The sequence below is a fragment of the Streptomyces boetiae genome (assembly GCF_031845405.1).
GTDB lineage: Bacteria > Actinomycetota > Actinomycetes > Streptomycetales > Streptomycetaceae > Streptomyces > Streptomyces boetiae.
This window is the reverse complement of sequence record NZ_JAVREN010000047.1, coordinates 1-18,774: the sequence shown is the minus strand read 5'-3', so window position 1 is coordinate 18,774 and position 18,774 is coordinate 1. Positions and strand designations below refer to the sequence as shown.

Annotated in this window: 17 protein-coding genes and 1 riboswitch; of the genes, 8 read left to right on the top strand and 9 right to left on the bottom strand. The window is 76.4% G+C overall.

Annotated elements, in window-relative coordinates:
- Positions 1-27: 27 nt before the first annotated feature.
- A complete protein-coding gene (locus tag RM780_RS23060) occupies positions 28-1,950 on the bottom strand; it encodes an anthranilate synthase family protein (RefSeq protein WP_311632778.1) in 1,923 nt (640 codons plus the stop codon).
- A gap of 256 nt (positions 1,951-2,206) precedes the next feature.
- Here RM780_RS23060 and RM780_RS23055 point away from each other — a divergent pair, with 256 nt between their 5' ends.
- Complete coding sequence (locus RM780_RS23055) at positions 2,207-3,562, top strand: class II 3-deoxy-7-phosphoheptulonate synthase (RefSeq protein ID WP_311632777.1); 1,356 nt, start codon at positions 2,207-2,209, stop codon at positions 3,560-3,562.
- Positions 3,563-3,636: 74 nt separating this feature from the next.
- Complete coding sequence (locus RM780_RS23050) at positions 3,637-4,002, top strand: (2Fe-2S)-binding protein (RefSeq protein ID WP_311632776.1); 366 nt, start codon at positions 3,637-3,639, stop codon at positions 4,000-4,002.
- Between the two features lie 61 nt (positions 4,003-4,063).
- Here the strand turns inward: RM780_RS23050 and bfr are convergent, their stop codons facing one another.
- Positions 4,064-4,555, bottom strand: a complete 492-nt coding sequence (bfr, locus tag RM780_RS23045) for a bacterioferritin (protein ID WP_311632775.1) — start codon at positions 4,553-4,555, stop codon at positions 4,064-4,066.
- Positions 4,556-4,749: 194 nt separating this feature from the next.
- Here bfr and RM780_RS23040 point away from each other — a divergent pair, with 194 nt between their 5' ends.
- A complete protein-coding gene (locus RM780_RS23040) occupies positions 4,750-5,388 on the top strand; it encodes a sulfite oxidase-like oxidoreductase (protein WP_311632774.1) in 639 nt (212 codons plus the stop codon).
- 142 nt (positions 5,389-5,530) lie between these two features.
- Here RM780_RS23040 and RM780_RS23035 read toward each other — a convergent pair whose 3' ends face one another.
- The 6 genes from RM780_RS23035 to thiO all read right to left on the bottom strand — a co-directional run bounded on the left by RM780_RS23035 (position 5,531) and on the right by thiO (position 12,374).
- Complete coding sequence (locus RM780_RS23035) at positions 5,531-6,388, bottom strand: transglycosylase SLT domain-containing protein (RefSeq protein WP_311632773.1); 858 nt, start codon at positions 6,386-6,388, stop codon at positions 5,531-5,533.
- Between the two features lie 301 nt (positions 6,389-6,689).
- Complete coding sequence (gene pknB / locus RM780_RS23030) at positions 6,690-8,657, bottom strand: Stk1 family PASTA domain-containing Ser/Thr kinase (RefSeq protein ID WP_311632772.1); 1,968 nt, start codon at positions 8,655-8,657, stop codon at positions 6,690-6,692.
- Positions 8,658-9,164: 507 nt separating this feature from the next.
- Complete coding sequence (locus tag RM780_RS23025; protein WP_311632771.1) at positions 9,165-10,055, bottom strand: hypothetical protein; 891 nt, start codon at positions 10,053-10,055, stop codon at positions 9,165-9,167.
- 64 nt (positions 10,056-10,119) lie between these two features.
- Positions 10,120-10,956, bottom strand: a complete 837-nt coding sequence (locus tag RM780_RS23020) for a thiazole synthase (RefSeq protein ID WP_311632770.1) — start codon at positions 10,954-10,956, stop codon at positions 10,120-10,122.
- Positions 10,957-10,962: 6 nt separating this feature from the next.
- Positions 10,963-11,163, bottom strand: coding sequence for a sulfur carrier protein ThiS (gene thiS, locus RM780_RS23015; RefSeq protein WP_311632769.1), 201 nt, complete (start codon positions 11,161-11,163; stop codon positions 10,963-10,965).
- On the bottom strand, positions 11,160-12,374 hold the full coding sequence (thiO, locus tag RM780_RS23010) for a glycine oxidase ThiO (protein WP_311632768.1): 1,215 nt from the start codon (positions 12,372-12,374) through the stop codon (positions 11,160-11,162). Before thiO ends, thiS begins: the two co-directional genes overlap by 4 nt.
- A riboswitch (TPP riboswitch) is annotated at positions 12,370-12,483 on the bottom strand. (Overlaps the previous gene by 5 nt.)
- A gap of 204 nt (positions 12,484-12,687) precedes the next feature.
- On the opposite strand from thiO, the gene RM780_RS23005 reads away from it, so the two are divergent.
- The 5 genes from RM780_RS23005 (at position 12,688) to RM780_RS22985 (ending at position 17,174) form a co-directional block, all read left to right on the top strand.
- Positions 12,688-13,899 (top strand): NAD(P)/FAD-dependent oxidoreductase, encoded by a 1,212-nt coding sequence (locus RM780_RS23005; protein ID WP_311632767.1) that lies wholly within the window; start codon positions 12,688-12,690, stop codon positions 13,897-13,899.
- A 32-nt stretch (positions 13,900-13,931) separates the two neighbouring features.
- Entirely contained in the window at positions 13,932-14,297 is a 366-nt protein-coding gene (locus RM780_RS23000; RefSeq protein WP_311632766.1) for an Rv2175c family DNA-binding protein, read from the top strand.
- Between the two features lie 91 nt (positions 14,298-14,388).
- Complete coding sequence (thiE, locus tag RM780_RS22995) at positions 14,389-15,033, top strand: thiamine phosphate synthase (RefSeq protein WP_311632765.1); 645 nt, start codon at positions 14,389-14,391, stop codon at positions 15,031-15,033.
- Between the two features lie 133 nt (positions 15,034-15,166).
- Entirely contained in the window at positions 15,167-16,093 is a 927-nt protein-coding gene (metF, locus tag RM780_RS22990; RefSeq protein ID WP_311632764.1) for a methylenetetrahydrofolate reductase [NAD(P)H], read from the top strand.
- A 22-nt stretch (positions 16,094-16,115) separates the two neighbouring features.
- The gene (locus RM780_RS22985; RefSeq protein ID WP_311632763.1) at positions 16,116-17,174 is read left to right on the top strand and encodes a hypothetical protein; all 1,059 of its coding nucleotides are present in this window, start codon (positions 16,116-16,118) and stop codon (positions 17,172-17,174) included.
- A gap of 51 nt (positions 17,175-17,225) precedes the next feature.
- On the opposite strand, the gene RM780_RS22980 is transcribed toward RM780_RS22985, so the two are convergent.
- Positions 17,226-18,638: a phytoene desaturase family protein gene (locus RM780_RS22980; protein ID WP_311632762.1), complete on the bottom strand. Its 1,413-nt coding sequence runs from the start codon at positions 18,636-18,638 to the stop codon at positions 17,226-17,228.
- Positions 18,639-18,774 lie beyond the last annotated feature (136 nt).

Below are 18,774 nucleotides of genomic sequence, written 5' to 3'. Positions count from 1 at the left end.
CGCCCGGGGGCTACGGCCGTTGGCCCCTCAGGCGGTCGGGTGGCCCTCGCGGGACGGGGTCAGGGCGGCGGCCAGGGCCGGGCCGTTCAAAGTCAGGACCGACTCGGGGTGGAACTGGACGGACGCGAGGCCGGGGCCGCGCAGGGCGTGGACCTCGCCCGTGGCCGCGCAGCGGGAGACCTCCACGCCCCGGGCCGCCAGCCGGCGTTCGTCCGCCGCGTCGCAGCGCGCCGCGTACGAGCTGTAGAAGCCGACCGTCTCCCGCCGCCCGAAGAGATCGATCTCCTCCTGCGCCCCCTGGCAGGGCCGCTCCTTGCGCACCAGCGGCAGGCCAAGCTCCGCCGCGATCAGCTCGTGCCCCAGGCAGACCCCGGCCAGCGGCCGTTGCCCCAGCAGCTCGGCGGCCAGCCCGCGCAGCAGCCGCATCTTCGGGTCGGCCGGGTCCTCCGGGTCGCCGGGCCCGGGGCCGAGCAGCACCGTGCCCGGGTGCGCCAGCACCCGCTCCCGCGCGCCCGGCGCGTCGTGGCGCAGCACCGAGACCTCCGCGCCCGTGGAGCGCAGCAGGTGCGCCAGCATCGTCGTGAAGGTGTCCTCCGCGTCCACCACCAGCACGCCCGGCCCGCCGCCCCGGGCCGGCGGCTCCTGCATCCGCAGCCAGAACGGCGCCAGCCGCTCCCGCCGCGCCGCCAGCGCGGCCCCCACCCGCGGGTCGTCCGCCAGGCGCGGCGCCGGGAGCGGGGAACGCCCCGCCGCCGGGCCCACGCCCAGGGCGGCGAGCACCGCCGCCGCCTTCGCGTGCGTCTCGGCCACCTCGCCCGCCGGGTCGGAGCCGCGCACCAGCGTCGCGCCGACCGGCACCCGCAGCCGCCCGCCCGCCGCCGCGATGTCGGCGGTCCTGATGAGGATGGGGGAGTCCAGGGTGCGCGCCCCGCCCGCGTCCTCGCCCAGCAGCGCCAGCGCCCCGGCGTAGTAGCCCCGACCGCCCCGCTCGTGCCGGGCGATCACGCGGCAGGCGTTCTCCACGGGGCTGCCGGTGACCGTGGCCGCGAACATCGTCTCCCGCAGCACCTCACGCGCGTCCCGCGTGGTCACCCCGCGCAGCTCGTACTCGGTGTGCGCCAGGTGTGCCATCTCGCGCAGCCGCGGCCCGACGACCAGGCCGCCGCGGTCGCCGACCGCGCACATCATCTTCAGCTCCTCGTCCACCACCATGGACAGCTCCTCGCGCTCCTTGGCGTCGTCCAGGAACGCCAGCAGCCCCTCGGTGTCCGGGCCCTGCGGCGGGTAGCGGTAGGTGCCGCTGATGGGGTTCATCACCACCGTCCCGCCGCTCATCCGCACATGCACCTCGGGGCTCGCCCCGACCAGCACCCGGTCGCCGGTGTGGACGACGAAGGTCCAGTACGCCCCGTGCTCGGCGGTCAGCAGGCGGCGGAAGAGGGCCAGGGCGTCGGCCCGGCCGAAGTCGTGGACGCGGCCGGTGAACGTCCGCCTGATCACGAAGTTCGCGCCCTCCCCGGCCCCGATCTCCTCGCGCACCACCCGCTCGACGACCCGCTCGTAGTCGGCGTCGGACAGGTCGAAGGCGCCGTCCCGCACGGTGACCGCATGCGCGGGCAGGGCGTTCAGCAGGGCGTCGAGGGGCACCTCGCGGACGGCCTCGGCGCGCAGCACGGCCAGCGGGGTGCCGTCCTCGGCGGCGGCGAAGCCGCGCTCGGCGATCTGCCGGAAGGGGACCAGGGCCAGGGCGGTGCCGCGGGCGGGCAGGTCCGCGAGGCGGGCGGCCTCGGCGACGGGTCCGGTGAGCACCTCCACCACCCCCGGGTCGCGGCCGGGGGTGCGGCGGCGCAGCAGCGCGAAGGGGGTGTCCCCGGCGATCAGCTCGGAGATCAGTCCGGGGACCGGCCCGGCGGCGGGGCGGTCGGCGGGGAGGGGCGGCGTGGGTGGCATGGGCGGATGTCCCTTTCCAGGAGGTCTTCCGGGGGAGAGGGACGGCCGCCGTCCGCGCGGACACGGCGAAGGCCGCCCCTCGGGGCGGCCTTCGATCGAACGTCCGACGCGTCGCAGCGCGCGGTCAGGTGGCCGCCGGGAGAGCGGTCCACCACCAGCTGCGGGAGTGCGGCGCGATCATGCCGGGCACCCTACCCCATCCCACGCTGCGGACCGACGGGAAAAACGGTGGACTCGACCCCGTAACCTGGAGCGCGTGACCGTGAACGCTGACAGCAGCACCACCAGCGCCACCGCGCCCTCGTGGCGTGACCTGCCCGCGGCGCAGCAGCCCGACTACCCCGACCCGACGGCCCTGCGCGCCGTGACGCAGGAGCTGGAGGCGTATCCGCCGCTGGTCTTCGCCGGCGAGTGCGACCAGCTGCGGACCCGGCTGGCGGCGGTGGCGCGCGGCGAGGCGTTCCTGCTCCAGGGCGGGGACTGCGCGGAGGCGTTCGACCAGGTCAGCGCCGACCAGATCCGGGCGAAGCTGAAGACGCTGCTCCAGATGAGCGCGGTCCTCACCTACGCGGCCTCGGTGCCCGTGGTCAAGGTCGGCCGCATCGCCGGGCAGTACTCCAAGCCCCGCTCCAAGCCGACCGAGACCCGCGACGGCCTGACGCTGCCCTCCTACCGCGGCGACTCGGTCAACGGCGCGGAGTTCACGGCCGCGGCCCGCGTGCCCGACCCCGAGCGGCTGCGCCGGATGTACCACGCCTCGGCGGCCACGCTGAACCTGGTGCGCGGCTTCACCACCGGCGGCTACGCCGACCTGCGGCAGGTCCACGCGTGGAACCAGGACTTCGTGCGCACCTCTGCCTCCGGCCAGCGGTACGAGGCCCTGGCCCGCGAGATCGACAACGCGCTGAACTTCATGAAGGCCTGCGGCGCCGACCCGGCCGAGTTCCACTCCGTGGAGTTCTACGCCTCGCACGAGGCCCTGCTGCTGGACTACGAGGCGGCCCTGACCCGGACCGATTCGCGCAGCGGCAAGCTGTACGACGTCTCCGGGCACATGGTGTGGATCGGGGAGCGCACCCGGCAGCTCGACGGCGCGCACGTGGCGTTCGCCGCCGGCATCCGCAACCCCGTCGGGGTCAAGCTGGGCCCGACCACCGCGCCCGAGGAGGCCCTGGCGCTGATCGACCGGCTGGACCCGGAGCGCGAGCCGGGACGGCTGACGTTCATCACGCGGATGGGCGCGGACCGCGTCCGGGACCTGCTGCCCGCGCTGGTGGAGCGGGTCACCGCCTCCGGCGCGCAGGTGGCCTGGGTCTGCGACCCCATGCACGGGAACACCTTCGAGGCGGCCTCCGGGCACAAGACCCGGCGCTTCGACGACGTGCTGGACGAGGTCAAGGGCTTCTTCGAGGTGCACAAGGGCCTGGGCACGCACCCGGGCGGCATCCACGTCGAGCTGACCGGCGACGACGTGACCGAGTGCGTGGGCGGCGGCGACGAGATCTTCGTGGACGACCTGCACCAGCGCTACGAGACCGCCTGCGACCCGCGGCTGAACCGCAGCCAGTCGCTGGACCTGGCGTTCCTGGTGGCGGAGATGTACCGCTCCTGATCTGTTCACCCTCCGGAGGACCGGGTAAGGTGAGGCTTACCTGATTCGGTCCCGGCCTCCGGAGGGAGAGAAGCGTGTACGTGTGCTCATGCTTCGGCATCACCGAGGAGCAGGTACGCGAGCACGCGGCGGCCGGGGCCTGCACACCCCGCCAGATCGCCTCCGAGAGCCGGGCGGGCACGGACTGCGGCTCCTGCGTGCGCAGGATTCAGGGGCTGCTGGGGCGCGGGGGCTGCGCCGGGGCCGCTGCCCCGGCCGTTCCGCCCCCCGCGGAGGCTCCCGGAACGCCCGCGGCCCCGGCCGTTCCCGCGAGTCCCGCCTCCCCGGTCGTCCCCGGTGTCCCGGCCGTTCCGCGCACGCTCTTCCCCGCGGCGGCCGAGGTTGCCGCCGAGGCGGGCGCGGCCCCGCCCGCGCGGGTGCCAGCGGGGCTTCCCGCCTGAGGGCGGCCCGCCGGCGGCCGGTCGTCTCCGGTCGTTCCGCCACGCGCCGTTCCGCCTCGGGTCAGTCCGCGCCGCCCGGCTGCTCCTGCTCGATCTGCTGCGCGATGTACAGCGCCTCGCCCAGCTTCTCCACCAGCTCCAGCTGCGTGTCGAGGTAGTCGATGTGGTGCTCCTCGTCCTTGAGGATCGCCTCGAAGATGTTCGCCGAGGTCACGTCGCCCTTCGCCCGCATCACCGCGATGCCGCGCCGCAGGCGGTCGATGGCCTCCACCTCGATCTGCCGGTCGGCCTGGAACATCTCGGTGACCGTCTGGCCGACGCGGACGTGGAAGAGCCGCTGGTAGTTCGGCAGGCCCTCCAGGAACAGGATCCGGTCGGTGAGCACCTCGGCGTGGCGCATCTCGTCGAAGGACTCGTGGCGGGTGTACTTCGCCAGCCTCGTCCAGCCCAGGTGCTCCTGCATCTTGGCGTGCAGGAAGTACTGGTTGATCGCCGTGAGTTCGGCCGTCAGCTGCTCGTTGAGGAATTCGATGACCTCGGGGTCGCCCTGCATGGCTGCGCGCGCTCCTTCCGTGGGCTTCGTGCGGCCCTGGGGGCCGACGCGTTCGCGCATCGTGGCACCGCCGCGGCGATTCCGTCCAGTAAGCGAAGGCTTACCGAATTCACCCGATTCGGGGAACCCGCGGGCCCGGGAACGGGCCGGGGTCGCGGTACGGAGGGGGCCCGCGGGTCTGTCACCATGGAGGCATGGGTCAGCCGGACAGCCGCGAGGAGGAGGCCCCCGAGCAGCAGGGGGAACGGCTCCCGCCGGGGCAGCGGCGGCAGCGCGGCTGGCCGGTCACGCACTACGGGCCCGTGCCCCGTTTCCGCGCCGAACGCTGGGAGTTCCGCGTCTTCGGCGCCACGGCGGACGGCGATAAGCACTGCTGGACGCACGAGGAGTTCTCCGCCCTGCCGTACGAGACGGTCGTGGGCGACCTGCACTGCGTGACGAAGTTCAGCATGCTCGGCTCCGAGTGGGGCGGCGTGCGGGCCGCCACCGTCCTGGGCCTGGCCCCGCCCGCGCCCGGCGTCACCCACGTGATGGTATGGGCCGAGTACGGCTACAGCGCCAACCTCCGGCTCGCCGACTTCGCCGACCCCCGCACCGTCTTCGCCACCCACCGGGACGGCGAGCTGCTGACCGCCGAGCACGGCTTCCCGCTGCGCCTGGTCGTGCCGCACCTGTACGCCTGGAAGGGCCCCAAGTGGGTGCGCGGCGTGGAGTACATGACGGCCGACCGCCGCGGCTTCTGGGAGGAGCGCGGGTACCACAACATCGGCGACCCCTGGCGGGAGCAGCGGTACTCCTACCAGGAGGAGCCGGGGGACGGTCCGGCGCTGTGACGGCCGTGGCCGGACGCCCCGGGCCGGGGCCCGGCGTGCGAACGCCCGCGGCGGTCGCGTCCCCCGGGTGAGGGGCGCGACCGCCGCGGGCGCCTTCGCGCGGAATCGCGTTCGCTGATTGCGTTCGCGACGGGAATCCGGCTCAGTAGGGGCCGTTGACGTTGTCGATCGAACCGTAGCGGTCGGCCGCGTAGTTGGCCGCGGCGGTGATGTTCGCGACCGGGTCGTAGATGTCGTACGGCGTGCCCTCGACGTGATAGGCGTCGAAGGTCGGCTGAATCACCTGGAGCAGGCCGATGGACGGCGTCCCGTTGATCGCGTTGATGTCCCAGAGATTGATCGCGTTCGGGTCGCCGCTGGATTCCCGGATGATGTTCCGGTACAGGCCGTCGTACGTTCCCGGAATTCCGTTGGCGGCCATGACGTCCAGCGCCTCGCGGATCCAGCCGTCGAGGTTGTCCGGGTAGACGGGCGCGGGGGCGGGCGCCGGCTCGACGACCGGGGCGGCCTGCGCCGCGGCGGCCTCCTCCTGCTCGGCGGCGAGGGCGGCGGCCTCCTCGGCGGCCCGCTGCTCCTCGGCCGCGGCGGCTGCCTCGGCCTCCTCGGCGGCCTGACGCTCCGCGGCTGCCGCCGCCTCGGCCTCGGCCCGCTTGGCCGCGGCGCGCTCGGCCGCGCGCTCGGCCCGCAGGCCGGCCACGCGCTCGGCCTCGCCGCGCTGCCGGTCGGCGGCCTGCGCGAACAGCGAGTGGGTCCGGGCCTCCTCGTCGGCCCGGTCGCGGGCGGCGTGCGGGTCCGCGGCGGAGGACGCGGACTGGCCCGGTATCTCCGCGGCCGGCACGTCCCAGCCGACGTTCCGCGCCTGCGTGGCCGCGCCGGGGTCCGCGGCGGCCGGCACGACGGTGAGCGCCACCGCGGCGGCGCCGGCGGCGGCCAGCGCGGCGGTCGTGGTGCCGCGCAATCGGGACGCGCGGTGCTTGGGGGTACTGCGGTGAGCGGGCATCAGGGGGGACCTCGTGTTTCCTCACGCGGGATGCGATGGCCCCTTGCGTAACAGCACTCAAAATCCGAATGCAAAGACCCCGGTTACTAAAAGGGTTAGTAAAGAAGGCGGCCGGCCGGGGAATACGGACGGCCCGCCGCGCGTTTTTCCTTGGTTTCCCCCGGCCGGTGGGCGGCGCCCTTCCCGGCGCCGGGCGCACTAAGCCGCTTCGTATGTGACGGAAGTCCTGTGAGGCGGCTCACAGTCCCCGGTCAAGGGCGACCGTATTGGCGGCAGCGAACGCACGCACCGCCCGATGCGGCTAGCGGACCCAGATGGTGATCGTCGAGCCGCGGGGTGCGCGCTCGCCGGCGCCGACGGACTGGTTGAAGACCTCGCCGGTGAAGAAGATCCGGTTGACGTTGACCTCGAAGCCCGCCGCCTCCAGCGCCGCGCGGGCGTCCTCCTCGTCCATACCCTCCACGTCCGGGACGACGACCTGCTCCTGCCCCCGCGAGACCGTCAGCCGCACCGTGTCGCCCTCGCCGGCGTTCTGTCCGGCGGCCGGGGTCTGCCGGGCCACCGCGCCGGCCTCCTCCTCGGAGTAGACCCGCTCCTCCTCGACCTCCACCACGAAGCCCGAGGCCCGCAGGCGGGAGACGGCCTCCTGCTCGGGCAGCCCGACCACCCCGGGCACGAACAGCTCGCGGCCCCGGCTGACCACCAGGTTCACGGCCGAGTCGGGCCGACGCTGCTCCCCGGCCGCCGGGTCCGTCTCGATCACCGCGCCGCGCGGCACCTCGGCCGAGAACCGCTGCTCCTCCTCGCCGGGCGTCAGCCCCGCGTCACGCAGCTCCTCCCGCGCCTCCTCCAGCGGCATGCCCCGGACGTTCGGCACCTCCGCCACCTCCGGGCCGCGCGAGACCGTGAGCGTGACCGTGGCGTTCCTGCGCACCCGCTCCCCGCGCTCGGGGTCGGTGGTGATCACGTGCCCCGCCTCGACGGTCTCGGAGAACGCCCGCTCCACCCGCACGTCCAGGCCGGCGTCCCGCAGGACGCTCTCGGCCTCCTCCTGCGGCAGCGCGTAGACGCCCGGAGTGCTCAGGAACTGGCCGGAGTTGATGTACCAGATGCCGACGCCGCCGGCCAGCACGACCAGCACGGCCGCCAGCAGCGTCACCAGCCGCCGCCGCGGCAGGCGCGGCCCGCCGGCCCGCGCGGGCGCCCCCGGCGGAACGGGGGGCGCGGGCGGGGCGGCCGGCGGCGGGGGCGCGCCCAGCGGCTCGATCCGCGCCGTGCGGTGCACCCCCTCCGCGCCCCCGGGCGGCTCCTCCCGGGGCAGCGCTGGAACGATCCGGGTGCGCTCCTCGGAACCCGACCCCGCTTTCCCGGCTTCGGCCCGCTCCGTGGCCTCGGCCGGCGGCGCGGCGTCCAGCTGCTCCTCGCTCAGCGCGGCCCGGGCGGCGCGCAGCGACCCCAGCAGCGCGGCGGCGTCGGCCGGGCGCCCGCCCGGCTCGCGGGCCGCCGCCCGGATCACCAGCCCGTCCAGCTCCGGCGCCAGCTCCTCCGCGATCAGCGAGGGGGGCGGAACGTCCTCGTTCACCCGCGCGTACAGCACCCGGGCCGGGGAGTCGCCGGCGTGCGGCCGGGCGCCGGTCAGCATCTCGTAGAGCAGCACGCCGCAGGCGTACACGTCGCTCCTGGCATCCGCCTGCCCGCCCTCGATCTGCTCGGGCGCGAGGTAGGAGACGGTGCCCAGCAGCGCGCCGGTGGTGGCCGAGGTCGGGCCGTCCGCGCCGCGCACGAGGCCGAAGTCGGCCACCTTCACGCGGCCGTCGTCGCCGATGAGGACGTTCTCGGGCTTCACGTCCCGGTGCACCAGGCCCGCGCGGTGGGCGGCGGCCAGCCCCGCGAGCATCGGCTCCATGATGTCCAGGGCGGCGCGGGGGCCGAGGGCGCCGCGCTCGCGCAGCACGTCGCGCAGGGTGCAGCCGGCGACGTACTCCATGGCGAGGTAGACCCAGCCGCCGTCGTGGCCCTGGTCCAGGACGCCGACGATGTTCGGGTGGCTCAGCCGGGCCGCGGACTTCGCCTCGCGGATGAACCGCTCCACGAACGCCGCGTCCCCGGCGAGCGCCGGGTGCATCACCTTCAGGGCCAGCTCGCGGTCGAGCCGGGTGTCCACCGCCCGGTAGACCGTGGCCATGCCGCCCACCGCGATCCGCGCCGCCACGTGGTAGCGGCCGTCGAGGAGACGCCCGATCAACGGGTCCTGAAGGGTGGTGTCCACGGCGTATGAGTGTACGAGCCCCCCGCCCCGCGCCCGGTCCTCCGGACGGGGCTGCGGCCGTACTGAAGCGGAACGGTGACGCGCGACCGCGTGCGAGGGCTGGACCGCCCGGCTCGCGCCGAGCGCGTGGCGGCGTTCGCCGTAGCGCGCGGGGGCGGCGCGCGCTGCCGCCTCGCGGCGGCGGGCGTCCTGCCGCACGCGGGCGAGCCGACCGGTCGATGTCCGGGGGCGGCGCGCTCCGGCGAGGCGCCGGCGGCGCGTGAGGCCCGGCGCCCGGGCTCCCCGACGCCGGCGGGGACGGCTCCGGCAGGGCCGGTCGCTTCGCACTGGGGCCGGACATGTGCGGCGTGGCGCAGTTGTTCGAGAGGCAGGGGCTCCGCGGCCCGGGGCGTTGCGGCGCGTGCCGCGGTGCGCTCCGTGCGGCCCGGCCGCTGCGCGCTGGGGCCGGACATGTGCGGCCCGGCCACCCGGCGGGCGTTGGCCGCGGCAGGGCGGCGGCGTGGCGCCTTACGCGTGGGCCGGGGAGGCGGGGGCGGGGATTCCGGGCTCCGTGTGCGGGGCGGAGATCGGGGCTTGGCCCAGGCCCAGTTCGTCGTCCTCGCGGTGTTCGAAGGCGGCCATGGGCACGATCACCGCGAGTGCCAGGGTGACGGCCGAGGCCACGGCGATGGCGGCGACCGCCAGGGGCTTGCCGCGTTCGCCACGGTCCTCCAGGCGGGTCAGCGCGAGGATGCCGAGCGCCAGGCCCAGCGGGAAGAGGAACACGGCAGCCACCAGCGCCCCCACGGCCATGGGGCTGACGGGCCGCTTCCCGGGGGCGGCGCCGGGCTCCTGCGGCGGGGCCCCCGGCGCGGCCTGCGGCCAGGGGCCTCCGGCAGGGGGCTGCTGCCAGACGCCGGTCGCGCCCGGCTGCGCCCACGCGCCGGTTCCCTGCCACGCGGGGGCTCCCGCCCCGGAAGGCGGCACGGCACCGGGCTCGGGCTGCGGCGCCTGGCTATCCCCGGCCGCCGGGGGCGGCACCGTGCGTTCGCCGGTCGTGCCCTGCTCCGCCTTGTCGAAGGCCACCGTCGCGCCGGCCTCGGGTGCGGAGGGCCCGGGCGCCGCCGCGTCGTCGGTCGCCGGGGCCGCGCGTTCATCGGCCGGGTTTTCCGGGGCCGGGCCCTGCTCCGCCTTCGCCGGAGTCACGTCGGGGCCGGGCTCGTGGGCCGGGCGCTCGGGCCGGGCCTCCGGCTCGGGCGTCGCGTCCGCGCCGGCCTCGGGCGCGGTGTCGGCATCCGCCGGCGGCGCCGCAGGCACGACGTCCCTGCCGTGCGGGGGCGTTGAGGGCTCCGGCGGGGCCGGGGCGTCGGCCTCGTTCGAGGTGGGTGGCGGGTCCTCGCGGTGCGGCGGTGTGGCCATGGGTTCCCCCAGGAGTGGTGAGCGCGTGCCCGAACTTCCCCCGGGCGCCGGCGTGGATCGTATATCAGTGCGTAAACGCCGGGCGTTCCGGATCGAGGGCCGCCAGGCCGTCCGTGGGGGAGGAGGGCTCGGCGAAGTGGCGGCGCGGGATGCGGCCCGCGAGGTGGGCGAGGCGGCCCGCCGCGACGGCGTGGCGCATCGCGTGAGCCATCAGCACCGGGCGTTGCGCGCGCGTCACCGCCGAGGCCAGCATCACGCCCGCGCAGCCCAGCTCCATGGCCAGCGAGGCGTCGGAGGCCGTGCCGGCGCCCGCGTCGAGGATGACGGGGACGCGGGCGCGTTCGGTGATGAGGCGGAAGTTGTGCGGGTTGCGGATGCCGAGGCCGGAGCCGATGGGGGAGCCCAGCGGCATGATCGCGGCGCAGCCGGCGTCCTCCAGGCGGCGGGCGAGGATCGGGTCGTCGTTGGTGTAGGGGAGGACGGTGAAGCCGTCGTCCACCAGGATCTCGGCGGCGTCGAGCGTGGCCAGGGGGTCGGGCAGCAGGGTCCGCTCGTCCGCGATCACCTCCAGCTTGATCAGGTCCGTGCCCAGCGCCTCGCGGGCCAGCCGCGCGGTGAGCACGGCCTCCCCGGCCGTGTAGCAGCCGGCGGTGTTCGGCAGCGGGCGGATGCCGAGGTCGTTCAGCACCGACAGGACCGAGCCGCGCACCCCGGGGTCCACGCGGCGCATGGCGACCGTGGTCAGCTCGGTGCGCGAGGCGGCCAGCGCCTCGCGCAGCACCTCCAGGCTGGGCGCGCCGCCGGTGCCCATGATCAGCCGGGAGGACAGCCGCAGGCCGCCCAGCTCCAGCACGTCGTTCTCCGGCGCCGCCTCGCGGGCCCCCCGCGTCGTCTCCGTCATCGGTCGTCACCCTCCCTGCACGGCGGTCAGTACCTCGACCCGGTCGCCCTCGGCCAGCGCCGTCTCCGGCCACCGGCCGCGCGGGACGACCGCCTCGTTGACGGCGGCGGCGACCCCGGCCGGGGCCGGGGTCAGCTCCGCGACCAGCGCCGCCAGCGTCGTTCCGGGCGTCACGGCCCGGGGCTGCCCGTTCACCCAGACCCTCACGCCGGCACCTCCGCCCCGAAGCGCTGCGCGCGGAACGGACGGGCCCAGTCCGGGAGTTCGCCCGTGGTCAGCGACTCGGCCAGGGCCTCCCCGGTGACGGGGGCGAGCAGGACGCCGTTGCGGTAGTGGCCGGTGGCGAGCTGGAGTCCCGGCAGGCCGCTGGGGCCCAGCAGCGGGGCGTTGTCGGGCGTTCCGGGGCGCAGTCCGGCGCGGGTCTCGGTCAGCGGCAGCTCGGTCAGGCCGGGGATCAGCTCGTGGGCGTCGCGCAGGAGCTGGTAGACGCCGCCGGCCGTGACCGTCGTGTCCCAGCCCAGCTCCTCGGAGGTGGCCCCGATCACCAGCTCGCCGCTCTCGCGCGGCACCAGGTACACCTGCCCGCCGCGCACCACGGCGCGGACGGTGCGGGAGAGGAATGGCCCGCCGGGGCCGTTCGCGGGCGGCATCCGCAGCCGCAGGATCTGGCCCTTCACCGGCCGCACGGGGATCGGCAGGTCCGGAGGGAGGCCGGCCAGGTCCGCGCTGCGCGAGCCGGCGGCCAGCACCACCTGTCCCGCCGTCAGGGGCGTGCCGTCCTCCAGGCGCGCGCCGGTGGCTCGTTCACCGGTGATGTCCAGGGTCAGCGCGCGGGCGGCGGAGCGGTGGAACGCCACTCCCGCGCGCTCGCACGCCCGCAGCAGCGCGTCGGTCAGCAGCCGTGGGTCGGCCTGGTGGTCGCCGTCCACCCGCAGTCCCCCGCGCACGCCCGGCGCGAGCATCGGCTCCAGGCGCCGGCACTCGCGCCCCGTCAGCCACTCGGCGGCCAGGCCGCAGCGCTGCTGGAGCAGGTGCAGCTCGCGCAGCTCGGCCCGGTCGTCCGCGTCCAGGGCCACCGCCAGCGTTCCGCAGCGCCGGTACCCGATGAGGGCCGGCCCGGCGGCGGGGTCCCCGGCGGCCTCGGCCAGCTCGGCGGCGAAGGCCGGGTAGCGGCCCGCCGAGGCGAGGTTGAGGTCGAGCAGCGCCTCCTCGCCGTGGTGCAGCTCGGTGACGGCGGCCAGCATCCCGGCCGCGACGCGGGCGGCGCCGCCGCCGGGCCGGGGGTCGGCCACCGTGACCCGCAGGCCGCGCAGGGCCGCGCGCCAGGCCGTCACCAGGCCGATCACGCCGCCGCCGATCACGAGCACGTCGCTGGTGGTGGTGCGGGGGGTGTGCGCCGTCGCGCCGCATGCGTCCACGCGACTCCTCCCTTCCCTTCGCCGGCATGACCCGGAGCAGGTTCGTACGGTCGGAGGCCGGCCAGCCTCCCTCTCAGCCCGGTGCGTCCGGGCTCCCGTGGAATGGGAGGTTCAGCGTAGTACGGCCGGGCGGGGGAACGCCGCCCGGCCGCTCGTAGGCTGAGGGGATGAGCGAGGAGCAGCCGCGGTGAGCGGCGCGCGCGGCTGCCGGGCTGCGGGCGAGGTTGAGGCGGGTGTTTCGCCGCGTGGGCGGAGAAGCGAGCGAGGGGGCGCAGTGAGCGGCGCGCGGGGCCCGCGTGGGGCCGGGGCACACGTGGTGATCGCCGGGGGCGGGCTGGCGGGGGCGCAGACGGCCGCCAGGCTGCGGGAGCGCGGCTTCGCCGGCCGCGTCACTCTCGTCGGGGCCGAGCCGCACCCGCCCTACGACCGCCCGCCGCTGTCCAAGGACGTGCTGCTCGGCAAGGGCGGCCCCGAACCGCCCGCCCTGGACGTGGACTTCGCGGCCCTGGACGTGCGCCTGCTGCTGGGCACGGCCGCCACCGGGCTGCGCGTGGCCGACCGGGTGCTGGAGACGGACGCGGGCCCGCTGCCCTACGACCACCTCGTGCTGGCCACCGGCGCCGAGGCGGCCACGCTGCCGGGCACCGCGGGGCTGCCCGGCGTGCACGTGCTGCGCACGCTGGACGACGCGCGCCGCCTGCGGCCCGTCCTGGAGGCGCGGGGCAGCCTCGTCGCGGTCGGCGCGGGCTGGATCGGCGCCGAGGCGGCCACGGCGGCCCGGGCCGCGGGCTGCGAGGTGACCGTGGTGGAGGCGGCGGGCGGGCCGCTGGCCGGGGTGCTGCCCGCCGAGGTCGCCGAGCCTATGCGCGCCTGGTACGCCGGGGCCGGGGCCGTGCTGCGGACCGGCGAGGCGGTCACCGCCGTCCGGGCCGGGGAGGTGGAGCTGGCCGGGGGCGCCGTGCTGGGGGCGGACGCCGTCCTGGTCGGCGTCGGCTCGCGGCCCGCGACCGGCTGGCTGGCCGGACGGGGCGTGGAGCTGGCCGCGGACGGGTCCGTGCGCGCCGACGCGCGGCTGCGGGCCTCGGCCCCGGGGGTGTACGCGGCGGGCGACTGCGCGTCGTTCCCCTCGGCCAGGTACGGGCGGCGGCTGCTGGTGCACCACTGGGACAACGCCCTGAGCGGGCCCGACACCGTCGCCGCGGGCATCACGGGGGGCATCACGGGAGCGGAGGACGCCCCGCCCTACGACCCGGTGCCGTACTTCTGGTCCGAGCAGTTCGGGCGGTACGTGCAGTACGCCGGGTACCACGCCCCGGGGGACGCGCTGCTGTGGCGCGGGGACCCGGCGGCGGGGGAGGGCTGGTCCGTGTGCTGGCTGGGGGCGGGCGGGGCGCTGCGGGCGGTCCTCGCGGTGGACCGGCCCCGGGACCTGACCCAGGGGCGGCGGCTGATCAAGCGGGGCGCGGCGCTGGACGCGGGGCGGGCGGCGGACCCCGCCGTCCCCCTGAAGGCGGCGGCCCGCTGACGGCTGTCGGTGCGGGATGGCAGGCTGGTGGCGTGACCGAGATTGATGCGAAGACCGACGCTCTCGTCCCCGCCTGGCTCACCCTCCCCGACATCGCGGAGCAGCTCGACGTGGAGGTGACCCGCGTCCGCCAGCTGATCAAGGAGGGCCAGCTCATCGCCGTGCGCCGGGGTGAGCGCCGGGTCCTCCAGGTGCCCGCCGCCTTCATCGGCGAGGGCAAGATCGTCAAGGGGCTGGCCGGCACGCTGACGCTGCTGCGGGACGACGGCTTCACCGACGAGGAGATGCTGGAGTGGCTGTTCACGCCCGACGACAGCCTCCCCGGCACCCCCGCGCAGGCCCTGCGGGAGAATCGCGGGACGGAGGTGAAGCGCCGGGCCCAGGCGCTCGCCGTCTGACCTCGCCCTGACGCCCGGCCGGTCCGGCCGGGCCCGGTCCGGCCGCGCCGCCGTGACCCGACCGACGCCTTCGACCCTGGGGGACTCTCCGATGCGGCTCGCCGACGCCCGGCTGTACCTGTGCACCGACGGCAGGCGGCGGCAGGGCGACCTGCCGGAGTTCCTCGACGCCGTGCTGGCCGGCGGGGTGGACATCGTCCAGCTCCGCGAGAAGGGCCTGGAGGCCGGCGAGGAGCTGGAGCTGCTCGCCGTCTTCGCGGAGGCGTGCCGCCGCCACGGGAAGCTCCTCGCGGTCAACGACCGGGCCGACGTGGCGCACGCCGCCGGTCCCGGCGTCTCCGTGCTCCACCTGGGCCAGGGCGACCTGCCCGTCCCGGCCGCCCGCGCGATCCTGGGCGACCGCGTCCGCATCGGGCGTTCCACGCACGCGGAGGCCGAGGTGGACGCCGCGCTGGCCGACCCGGAGGTGGACTACTTCTGCGCCGGCCCCTGCTGGCCCACCCCGACGAAGCCCGGCCGCCCCGCCCCCGGCCTCCCGCTGGTGCGGTACGCGGCGGCGCGGGCCGGGGAGCGGCCCTGGTTCGCCATCGGCGGGATCGACGCGGACACCCTGGAGGAGGTCCTGGACGCCGGGGCCCGCCGGGTCGTGGTGGTCCGGGCCCTGACCGAGGCCGCCGACCCCGGCGCGGCGGCGGCCGGGCTGGCCCGCGGGCTCAGGGAGCGCGCCGCGGCCTGAGGGGCGCGCACCACCCGGCGCCCGCCGGCCCGCCCCCGCGCCCCCGGAGCCCCCGCGGCCGGGCCGTCCGCCGGGCCGTCCGCCGGGCGGACGCACTAGCGTTCCTCCAGGGTGCGCTGGGTAACCTGCGGTCATGGCCCTAGGGATTCCCAGCACCATGGCGGGACGCGCGCCGACCGTGCGAGAGCTGCTCGCGGCAGGTCAGCGTTCGTTCTCCTTCGAATTCAGCCCGCCCAAGACGGAGCGGGGCGAGCGGACGCTGTGGAACGCCATCCGCCGCATCGAGGCGGCCGGGCCCACCTTCGTCTCGGTCACCTACGGCGCCGGCGGCTCCTCCCGCGAGCGCACGGTCCGCGTCACCGAGCAGATCGCCACCGAGTCCACCCTGACGCCCGTGGCCCACCTCACGGCGGTGAACCACTCGGTCGCGGAGCTGCGCAACATCATCGGCCAGTACGCGGGCGCCGGCATCCGCAACGTCCTGGCCCTGCGCGGGGACCCCCCGGGCGACCCCATGGGCGAGTGGACGCGGCACCCCGAGGGCGTGGGCTACGCCGCCGAGCTGGTCCGGCTGATCAAGGAATCCGGCGACTTCTGCGTGGGCGTGGCCGCCTTTCCCGAGATGCACCCCCGGTCCGTCGACTGGGAAACGGACATCCGGCATTTCGTCGCCAAGTGCCGCGCGGGCGCCGATTTCGCCATCACCCAGATGTTCTTCTACGTGGAGGACTACCTTCGCCTCCGGGACCGCCTGGCCGCCGCCGGGTGCGACACCCCGATCATCCCGGAGATCATGCCCATCGCCAACATCCGCCAGATCGAGCGGTTTTCACAGCTGAGCAACTCGACGTTCCCCCCGGAGCTGGAAAGGCGCATCCTCGCGGTCAAAGACGACCCGTTGGCTGTACGCTCGGTCGGGATCGATTTCGCCACGGAGTTGTGCTCGCGGCTGATGGACGAGGACATCCCAGGACTTCACTTCGTCACCCTCAACACCACGCTTCACTCCACGGCGACGCTGGACATCTACAAGAATCTGGGCCTGCACCAACGGGCCTAGATGCCTGCGGAGAGGTGCCAACATGGGCTGGACGGTCCTCTACATCGCGTTCGGCGTCGTCGCCCTGTGGCTGCTGGGCGAGGTGCTCCTTCAGTACAAGGCCCGGCTGCGCTGGCGCCTGGTGGCCTTCACCGGATTCCTCGGCGTCGTCCTCGGGGTCGTCGTCTCCTCCGTCCCCGTGATCGCCCTGGGCGCGGTGGCGTTCGGCACCGGCCAGACCTTCGTGACCCTCTCCTTCCGCCGCGGCTTCTCCGCCGGCTGGGCCCTGGGTGGCAAGCCGGGCACCAGCAGGCGCCGCCGCGAGGGCCGCGCCGCCGCGGTCCACCCGATGCCGTCCGTTCCGGACCCGGACGACGCCGAGGAGGTGCCGGCCGGGGAGGCCGCCTACGCCCCGGGCGGCCTGCCGCCGGCCGAGGACCCGCCCACGACCGGCCTGACGCCCTACCGGGAGGCCCCCGAGGGAGGGGAGCCGGCCGCGGAGGGGTACGGCGAGCGTTACCCGGAGACTTACGCCGACCCGGCGACCTACGCCGAGGAGTACGCCGGCGCGTACGCGGGCGTCCAGGCCGGTCCGGGCGAGGGTGGCCACGGCGAGGAGTACGGCGGGGGAGAGTGGGCCGGCTACGGCGGCGCGGAGGGGTACGCCGCGGACTACGCGGGGGAGTTCGGCGGCGGGTACGGCGAGGCCGGCATAGGCGCCGGGGAGGAAGCGCCGGGCGCGTACGCGCCGCCGCCCTACCAGGACGCCTACGGCGCGCACCCCCACTACGCTCCCTACCCGGCGGCCGAGCCCTACACCGGCGGCCCGCCCCGGGGCGCCGACGACTACGCCGACCAGCCGGCCTACTCCGCGGCCCACGCCGGCTACCCCGAGGAGCCCGCCCCCGGCGCCGCCTGGACCGCCGACCCCTACGCGCAGGACACGCCCCCCGGCGGCGTCTGGCTCCCGCCCCAGCGCGAGGCCACCGGCGCCGACCACGGCTACGGCTACCCGCCGCCCCAGCCCGGCCCCTACGACCCGCACCAGCCCGGCGGCTACGACCCCGGCGCTCCCTACCCGGCGGACGAGCAGCGCTACTGACCGCGCCCGCGCGCGCCCCGCCTCGGGACGCGGCGGGCGCGCGGCGGCGGCTCAGGTCGAACCGCGCCAGTCGGGCCCCTCGGTGATCAGGCCCGCCGCCATCGCCCCCGACATGCCCGCGTGGGGCAGCCCGCCGCCCGGGTGGGCCAGTCCCCCGGCGCGGTAAGTCCCGGGCAGACGACCGGTGTTGGGCGCCGCGAGAAACCTCCCTCCGCCGCCGGCGAGCGCCGGCGCGGGCACCACCCCGCCGGGCACCCCCGTCTCCCGCTCCACGTCCAGCGGCGTGCGCGCCCGGTGCCACAGCACCCGCCCGCGCAGGCCGAGCCCGGCTGCCTCGGCCGCGTCCAGCAGGCGTTCGGCGAACGCCTCCACCTCGCGCGCGTCCGCCCAGGGTCCGGGCCCCGCGGAGACCTGGGCCGAGAGCACGGCCGCCTCGTGCCCCGCGTCGGGCCGCAGCGCAGGGTCGTCAGGGCGCAGCACCGAGACCGTCAGCCCGTCCGCCGCGTGCACCAGGGTCCGGTGCGGCGTCCCCGGCGGGCGCGCCCCGCGCAGCGCCACCAGCAGCGTGAACCGGCTGGCCCCCACCGGGGGAGCGCCCACGCCCGGGGCGCCCCAGACCACCGCCTCGGCCGCCACCCGGGAGCCGTCCGCCAGCTCGACCCCGGCGGCCCGCCCCGACCGTTCCACGATCCCGGCCGCCTCCGCGCCGAACCGGAACTCCACGCCCCGCGCCCGGCACCGCTCGTACACCGCGTCCGCCAGCGCCCGCATCCCCCCGGCCGGGTACCAGCTCCCGAAGGTCTGCTCCGCGTACACCAGCAGCGCCGCGCCCGCGGGGGCGCGCTCGGGGTCCACGCCCCAGTCCCGGACCGTGCCGGTCAGCAGCGCCGCGAGCCGCGGGTCGCGCAGCTCGGCCGCGGCGGCCCGCGCCAGCGTGCGGTCCGCGCCCCTGCCCCAGGGGAGCAGGCCGCGGCGGGCGGCCGGGTACGCGTCCTCGGCGAACGCCCCGGGCGCGGGCCGGCCGGTCAGCGGCTCCTCCAGCAGCGGGCGGCGGGTGGTCTCCCAGGCGGCGCGGGCCCGGCGCAGCAGCGAGGCCCAGCGTTCGCCCGCCCCCGCGCCCAGCGAGGCGTCCAGAGCCCGGCGCACGCCCCCCGCGCCCTGCGGCAGCAGCACGGCCGTACCGTCCGCGAAGCGGTGCTCCACGGCCGGGTCGAGCTGCCGCAGGTCCAGCACCTCGCCCAGCTCCTCGCGGCCGGTCTTGACGAACAGGTCCCGCCACACCGCCGGGAAGTGCAGCAGCCCGGGTCCTGTGTCGAAGGCGAAGCCGTCCCGCTCCCAGCGGCCGACCGCGCCGCCGTGCGTCTCCGAGCGTTCCACCACCGTCACCCGGTGGCCCGCGCGGGCCAGCCGGGCGGCGGCGGCCATGGCGCCGAGTCCGGCGCCCACCACCACGATCCCGAGCATGGGCCAGCACCCTACCCGGCCTGAGTACCCCTCTGAGTAGGCACCTGAGTACCTGTGCGGATAGGTGAGGGGCGGTGGCTGGGGAAGGCTGTGACGCGGCAGGGAGAACGGCAGATCCGCCGACACGGGGCGGCGG

Bases quoted from the DNA above. Each gene is read 5' to 3' on its own strand.
- RM780_RS22985 (WP_311632763.1), top strand. From the start codon at position 16,116: ATGGGCTGGACGGTCCTCTACATCGCGTTCGGCGTCGTCGCCCTGTGG.
- metF (WP_311632764.1), top strand. From the start codon at position 15,167: ATGGCCCTAGGGATTCCCAGCACCATGGCGGGACGCGCGCCGACCGTG.
- RM780_RS23020 (WP_311632770.1), bottom strand. From the start codon at position 10,956: ATGACGGAGACGACGCGGGGGGCCCGCGAGGCGGCGCCGGAGAACGAC.
- RM780_RS23025 (WP_311632771.1), bottom strand. From the start codon at position 10,055: ATGGCCACACCGCCGCACCGCGAGGACCCGCCACCCACCTCGAACGAG.
- RM780_RS23060 (WP_311632778.1), bottom strand. From the start codon at position 1,950: ATGCCACCCACGCCGCCCCTCCCCGCCGACCGCCCCGCCGCCGGGCCG.
- bfr (WP_311632775.1), bottom strand. From the start codon at position 4,555: ATGCAGGGCGACCCCGAGGTCATCGAATTCCTCAACGAGCAGCTGACG.
- thiE (WP_311632765.1), top strand. From the start codon at position 14,389: ATGCGGCTCGCCGACGCCCGGCTGTACCTGTGCACCGACGGCAGGCGG.
- RM780_RS23040 (WP_311632774.1), top strand. From the start codon at position 4,750: ATGGGTCAGCCGGACAGCCGCGAGGAGGAGGCCCCCGAGCAGCAGGGG.
- RM780_RS23035 (WP_311632773.1), bottom strand. From the start codon at position 6,388: ATGCCCGCTCACCGCAGTACCCCCAAGCACCGCGCGTCCCGATTGCGC.
- RM780_RS22980 (WP_311632762.1), bottom strand. From the start codon at position 18,638: ATGCTCGGGATCGTGGTGGTGGGCGCCGGACTCGGCGCCATGGCCGCC.